The organism is Paenibacillus sp. 1-18 (assembly GCF_000520755.1).
GTDB lineage: Bacteria > Bacillota > Bacilli > Paenibacillales > Paenibacillaceae > Paenibacillus > Paenibacillus brasilensis.
Window position 1 is genome coordinate 1 of sequence record NZ_ASSB01000373.1, and the last position, 7,166, is coordinate 7,166.

The 7,166-nt window shown below is 39.6% G+C and carries 5 protein-coding genes and 1 pseudogene; all 6 read left to right on the plus strand.

The features are described from left to right. Nucleotides 1-781, plus strand: a pseudogene (locus L693_RS30825) (hypothetical protein); the annotation flags it as partial. 77 nt (nucleotides 782-858) lie between these two features. After that, nucleotides 859-2,238, plus strand: coding sequence for a hypothetical protein (locus tag L693_RS28535; protein ID WP_231503761.1), 1,380 nt, complete (start codon nucleotides 859-861; stop codon nucleotides 2,236-2,238). Continuing rightward, nucleotides 2,208-3,314 carry a hypothetical protein gene (locus L693_RS28540; protein WP_049825276.1) on the plus strand — a complete coding sequence of 369 codons (1,107 nt, stop codon included), beginning with the start codon at nucleotides 2,208-2,210 and terminating at the stop codon, nucleotides 3,312-3,314. Before L693_RS28535 ends, L693_RS28540 begins: the two co-directional genes overlap by 31 nt. 85 nt (nucleotides 3,315-3,399) lie before the next feature. After that, nucleotides 3,400-3,597, plus strand: coding sequence for a DUF5659 domain-containing protein (locus L693_RS0125025; RefSeq protein WP_025720920.1), 198 nt, complete (start codon nucleotides 3,400-3,402; stop codon nucleotides 3,595-3,597). A 19-nt stretch (nucleotides 3,598-3,616) separates the two neighbouring features. Continuing rightward, complete coding sequence (locus L693_RS0125030; protein ID WP_025720921.1) at nucleotides 3,617-5,452, plus strand: DNA primase family protein; 1,836 nt, start codon at nucleotides 3,617-3,619, stop codon at nucleotides 5,450-5,452. A 946-nt stretch (nucleotides 5,453-6,398) separates the two neighbouring features. Beyond that, nucleotides 6,399-7,166 (plus strand): ParB N-terminal domain-containing protein (locus L693_RS0125040; RefSeq protein WP_025720924.1); only part of this gene is annotated, 768 nt, incomplete at its 3' end.

Here is a 7,166-nt window from a genome sequence, read left to right on the forward strand (position 1 = left end):
AAAATCCAATAATAGCAAGCCGATCAGAAAAAAGAAGAATCTCCTCCCAATCATGACCATCGAGACTGGACGTGGACGTAGTGAAGAGGACAATGACAAACTCAAACGTTTACTGGAAAAGGGCTTTACCGCCATTTATACAAAGTCAAACGGTCAAGAGATTGCTCGGCATACTTATGTATTTTTGGATAATGTCCTTTCCGGTGTTCAAAACAAAGAATGTCGTCAGCTATTTGTACTGGAGAAATACGTTGAAGCATTGAAAGCGCATGTTTCCCTTGGAACCGAACCAACTAAGTGCACCGTATCTAAAAACTTGACGCGCAATGCCTTAATGACAACAGACGTATATCTATTTCCTGTAGATATGAAGCAGCTAACCATCTGTATTCTCCCTGACAAAGAAATACCCTTGATAGAAGACGTAGAGATGATCCTTCCATATCATCGTACACTCGAAGAAGAAGGCAGGTACCCTAAGCTCCAAGCCTATATGGAAGAAGAAAAGCACTATGAAAAGCAGCGCCAAAAAATCAGCCAAAAGGTCAAAGAGCATAAAATCGAACTTCCCATCGCACCTAACGATAGAGACCAATACAAAACGACTGGACGCTGGGAAAAAGAGAATAGCAGGCGAGTGTCTTTAGAGCACCTTGGTAAGCCTGCATGGAGGGTCAAAAAGAAAGATGGCGTTTCGGTTCCCGTATGGACAATCGACCAGACTGAGCCATATGAGAAAAAGAACTCCCCATCACATCCTGGTCAACAGGGTTGCAATTAGCACAAGTAAAAAATCATACGGTCATGGAAAATGTATTTGATGGTATGGGTTTGGTCTCAAAAGAGTTAGGACAGCAAATGGAGCGTTTCCTACAGGTAGACTATACGATTACAGGTTATCAATTACGCTTGCCAGCGATCAAAGGCTTTTTCCCCTGTGTAGATTTTCATGGGTATTTCCGTAAGCATAATGTGAAGCGAATTCAGGATATATTCGGAACGTGGCATGATACAGACAAGATCGATATTTTAACCACCGAGTCTACCTTTAAAGCGAAGCTGCAAGTGGTCGGAGAAAAGCCAGACGGTTCAGAGGAGAAAGCCTGGTTATTTCCCTCGATAGCCGCATACCAGTCTAAATTGATCGAGTATGGCTATGATGCGATTGGGATCTCCAATATTGCCAAGCCAGTACATGAACAATACCGGAAGTCGTCGTATCAGTTGTTGTTGGCACTTGATTTGCAAGCAAGAGATGTCGTTTGCTTATCCCATGTGCAGGGTGATCTCATATATCGGGCATTAAGCATCTTTCGCAAAGAGGAACTAGATTGGAAAGATATCCGCTATTTGCAAGCATTTTTGCACTTGGTGTATCGGGAAAATCCAGATAATGGAATTGGTAAACAGTGTAGCGATGCCATCCATGCTCTACACCTTAATAAAAAATTGGCATTCGACCGTAAAGTTAGGCAAACGATCAAGGAAGTAATCGATCATAAAATAGATGAAATGGGCTTGGGGAAGTTTTATGTTGAAGCTAAGTATCTGTATGTGACACAAGATATTTTAGCGTTTTTGTCTTACGCTGCGGCAGCGGATCATCACACTTGGGAATATACAGGGTTTTTGTCTGCCAAGCAGAGTTACTGTGGCGGTGCGATATTAGGCCAGAATCTATTTGCGAGGAACCCGATCATGTCCTTCAGTGAAATCACTCGAATCACATTTGTGGATTATGAAGGTGAGGATGCTGAGTTTATTCGTCATATCGACAATATTGTGCAGCTTCCTTTGGGGACAGAGCCAGATCGTCTTGGCGGTGCAGACAGGGACGGCGATGAATTACTGGTTCTGTCTACAGGATTAAACTTGGCAGAGACTCAGATTGAATATCTACAGCAGTACAATTTCAAGGTTAATGACGAAAAAAGTGAACACCACGGTGAAAATCGGCTTGACCTGTTGAATGAGAATATCCAGCAGCATTTTGCAGAACGATTTCCTGTTCAAGCTAAAGTATCGTTGGCAGACTATGTTATTGATTCACTGGTACAAGTCAACGATGCAGATAAATCCACCGCTCCTTCACAGGAATGGAACAAGGCAAATGTTATTATTTTATTATTCGCTCTGAAGATAAAACGGGAGAAATCACCGATATCAATACGACAATTGAAAATATCGCTAACGCAGAAGAAAGATTATTGCAATACAAGTTTCCAATTGCGATCATGAAGCATTTACAAGCCTTATGTATAGATGCTTCCAAATCGGGGCTGTTCGATCAAGTTGTCATTCCAGACGTGATTCAGTATCGGTTTGGAACGTTGAAACCACAATTTACATTTTTCAAAGATGGAAAGACATACAACAAGGATCGCGTGCACACCTCGGCTTTAGACCAGTTTGCCAAGTCCATGTTTTCGTTTAAGCAATGTGTAGACCAAATTATGATAGACGATACAGATCGAAAAATTCGAAAACATCAATTTGAGAATATCTATCAGTATTTTCAAAATTTTGACCTAGACATAGCGTATGTGGATCAAACGATTGATGCGTTACAGGTAATCCATACAGCGTTCCAGAAAAGAAATAGAGAGCTAACGCAAGAGAAGCAAAGCCTAAACCCATATTCATCAGATGAAAAGCAAAAGCGATTGCGAAAAGAAGTGGATGCCAAATTTACAGAGCTATATCGGGAAACGAAGGCAGCAGCAGAACACATATGCGATTGTCCTTCTCTACTGGCTACGGCTGCTGTTCGGATGACTTACGTGGACTCCAAAGCTAAAAATTCGAATAAAAATTATTCCTTTTGTTGGGTGGTTGCCAGTGAAGGAATGCTGCAGAATGTACAGCTTCATTATGAAGACAAAGATAAAGTGTATATCCAGCAGGCAAATGAAATTGATCAACATACCTTTGCGTGGCTAGACCATAAGTATACCACGGTGATGAAACAAGAAGCTTACACGTTACAATGGTCTGAAGGCAAAGATATGAGCATTCCTGATAAGTACCTCAAACGACAGGATGCGAAGCTCGATGATCTCATCGACTATAAAATTTCCTTGGTAAGCAGCGAAAAGAAAGCATGGAATCCCAGAGAAGTAGCTGAGAAAATAGTGGGGCAAACGTATACCGTGTTCAATGACCGAGGCTGGCTTGGTGTGACTGAAGGATTGAGTATTGCTCGCAAAACAGGAGATTCCATCCTCAATTGCTATATGGACAAGTCGATCACCATTAAACATATTATTAAGACAACGAAGGCTTCCATCACTTGTCTAGCAGACTTCCGAGCATAACCATGCGGCTTGTCAGCCGGTAGAGAGGGATGTGGGAGGAATTTACTTTTCACATTCCAATCATTAATATATGTGGAGGTCAGATATGGAAAGCAATACAATTGTCATTACTCAGTCTCGGATGGCAGGATGGTTGATGTTTAATCGGTTTTATAAAATGGATGAAAAAGTAGATTTAAAGGATTCGAATCGGAAAGTATTTATATTCAAGGATTCGCCTCCGTTAAGGAAAGCCATGGAGCAATATAACGAATTTAAACACGTAGTCGATAACATCTATTAATAAGGGGGATCATAACAATATGACAACAGCTTTAGAGAAGCTCGATGATAAACACAAGTATTATACCGACCAATTCACCATTAATGGAAAACAGGTGGATGTACGGAAAAATAGGAATAGCAAGCAAGTAGAAGCATGGATAGATGGTATGTGGAAGCCGATTACCAAGGAAGATGTGGATAAGCAGTATCGGATACAGTTTGAATATTCTCCCTATGAGTTAGAGTTTTCGTATAATGGTGGCAAAACGTGGTGGACATACACGGATGAAAAATATATGACCGATTCGGAGAGAGCATACTTTAAGAAGGAAATTGAATGTTTTGAGTATTGGAATCTCCAAACACGTATTGAAGAGGAAGAACAAAAAGCGAATGATCCAGAATATCAAGAGTGGATTGCCCAACAATATATAGATTGGTTAGCTCACGAGGAAAAGTATTACCGGAGTCAAAGTAATTCTAAGCCTATATCTTATTTGGATATTTCAGATGTGTTCAAAGGTGGCGAAAAGTCGGCAGAGGAGAATCCGCCTTCGATTGAGCCTAACTATAGGAAATACTTTGAGATGAATGGGAATCAGAAGAAATTCCAGCCTATCTGGTACGGTAAAGATATTATAGATCAGCATATGAAATGTTTTTTTGATGGTACGTTTTTGTATCGGTATGATCAGGGGGTATATGTCAATGATGGTGAGCGTCACCTGGAGCAATTATCCGTTACCCTGCTGGACAATGAGTTTCGCCATAGTCGGATTAAGGAAGCACGTTATTACATAGAAGCCCAAAGTTATATTGCAGGAACCCAAATGAATCTGTTGGACGACTATATTAATGTGAAAAACGGTTTGTTGAATTGGAAAACGGGAGAGTTAAGGGAGCATACGCCTGATAGACGGAGCACTATTCAATTTCCTGTCCTATATGATCCTACGGCCAATGACCCTGTCATGCTTCAGTTTATCGAATCTGTGCTGGAACAGGATACGCATGCAACATTGTTTGAAATGATCGGCTATTTTCTGATTCCTACCTTGGAGTATGAAAAAATATTTTTATTCACAGGTACGGGAAGCAACGGGAAATCGGTTTTGATTAAAACGATTGAAGCGATGATAGGTAAGCTAAATATAGCCAAAGTTAAAATTCAAGATTTAGAAGGAGACAGATCAAGGTTTAAAATTGCTGAACTTTATGGAAAAGTGCTGAATTGCTTTACAGATATCCCTGCGGATGCATTGAACTCTACAGGGAACCTCAAGGTACTTGCCAGTGGCGAAGGCTTAAACGCAGAGAAAAAGGGGAAAGATCCCTTTAACTTTGAACCGTTTTGTAAACTGTTGTTTAGTGCGAATGAATTGCCAAAAAGTAATGACAACAGTGATGGATTTTTTAGAAGGCTGATGGTGTTTCCTTTTAATCGTAAATTTACGGATCAACAAAAGGACACTAAATTAATTCATAAACTGACGACTCCATCTGCTTTATCGACATTATTGAATTATGCGCTTGAGGGATTAAGACGACTCGAACAACAAGGTGGATTTTCATATTCACAAACGATTAAGGATCAAGTTAAAACGTATCAAATGGAATCGGATGTCATTATGCTGTTCATAGATGAAGAATGTGAAATTGAAAGTGAAGCTTCAAAACAGGATGAAAGCCGAATTGAATGCAAAAGGTTGTATGCCAAGTATGCTGCATGGTGTAAACAAGGTGGATTTAAACCTGAAACGACGACTAAATTTAATAAGCATCTCGATGCAAAACTTGAGGATAAGATTTACCGGAAGAAGGCCAAAACAATAAGTGGCAGCTCAGTTCCCTTTTGGTTTGGTATCAAAATATAATGTTTCCTGTTTGCAGCATCTGTTTCCTGTTCGTTTTCTGTTTTGCATACAATTGGAAACGGAAGAATAGTTTGTTTACATAGAGAATCATGAGTTTGTTTCCATGTTTCCTGTTTTTTTAACTCTTGAGAGAATACATATAATAATATTTGATCGAATATTATGTGCTGGTGAGGAGTGTATATGTCATCAGGAGTGTTCAAAACTGGAAACATGGAAACAGCTTTTAAAAATCAGCTATTATACTGGAGAAATTGAAGTGAAGATAGGAATCTGGTGTTATAAAATTGGAAACAAGCTGATGGAGAATAGGAAACATGTTTGTATATGGGCTTGTCAGCCCGTAGAGAGGAATTGATGGAATTGAATATATAAGTCCAGCCATGAATTTTAGAGTAAAGGATGATTGGAGTTGCGAATGTAAACTTAATAAGCCGCAAAGGGGTTGGGTGTGGGAGGGGAAACGGCGGCAGGCGATACTACCGTTTACGAAGCATAGCGAAGTGGTTTTATCGCGGTTTTGAGTTTCCCCTATCCCACGTATAGATCATACATAGATTCAGCAGGATTCATACATGTAGTCAGAATCATATTATTGTCTAGGATTACCGCTTCAAGATTTTCGATTTACATATTCAAATTTATCTTGGTGAATTGGACTATGATTTGTGAACTTTTAAACTATATGAGTGAGGACTTGAACCAACAAAGAGTAAAGTGTGTCACGTGACACAATGTTGAAAAATTAAAGTACATATTATACACGGGACTCTGGCTATGAGCTAGGGTTTCTTTTTCATTTAGAGAGGAGCAACAAGATTGCTATTAATGTTACAAGCAATAATCATAGAAATATTACGATTTATTACTGCAATTGGTGTGTTTTTCACCTGGATGTGGATTGCAGCCTTTTTAAAAATGAAGGTAGAAAAGGGGATCAAGTGGATTGGAAATCAGATTCGTAAACGTAGAAGCTTTAATTCCGTACATAAAAAACGCCAGAAATAATGAGAAAGCTGTGGATTATGTAGCAACGAGTATTGAGAGTTATGGTTTTAAAAATCCAATTCTAATCGATAGTAACAATGAAATCATAGCAGGTCATACTCGTCTGCTAGCAGCTAAGAAGCTTGGGTTAAAGCAAGTTCCAACGATACTGGTGGATGATTTAACGCCTGAGCAGGTCAAAGCCTTCAGAATCGCTGATAACAAAACGGCTGAGTATGCGGATTGGAATTTTGAATTGTTAGCGCAGGAACTAGAAGAATTAAAACTGGCTGATTATGATCTTTCTCTAACTGGATTTGATATGAGTGAGTGTGAGAAGTTGCTCGATACATTGCACGAGGAAACTGTAGATGATGAGGATGATTTTAATGTAGAAGAAGCATTACCTGTGCATCCGATCACTCATAAAGGTGACATCTGGCTACTTGGTAAGCATAAGCTCATGTGTGGAGACTCGACTAATTCACACGATATCGCAACGTTGATGAATGGTAAGAAGGCTCAGCTTATTGTAACTGATCCGCCCTACAACGTGGACTATACGGGCAAGACGAAGAATGCTCTGAAAATTGAAAACGATAAGATGAACAATAACCAATTTTATGATTTCCTATTGGCTGCCTATACTCAGATGTTTGAAGTAGCAGATGATGGAGCAAGTCTATATGTATTCCATGCAGATAGTGAAGGTTTGAATTTTAGGAAG

Coding starts and splice junctions, on each gene's coding strand:
- L693_RS28535 (WP_231503761.1), top strand. CDS start 859: ATGGAGCGTTTCCTACAGGTAGACTATACGATTACAGGTTATCAATTA.
- L693_RS0125030 (WP_025720921.1), top strand. CDS start 3,617: ATGACAACAGCTTTAGAGAAGCTCGATGATAAACACAAGTATTATACC.
- L693_RS0125025 (WP_025720920.1), top strand. CDS start 3,400: ATGGAAAGCAATACAATTGTCATTACTCAGTCTCGGATGGCAGGATGG.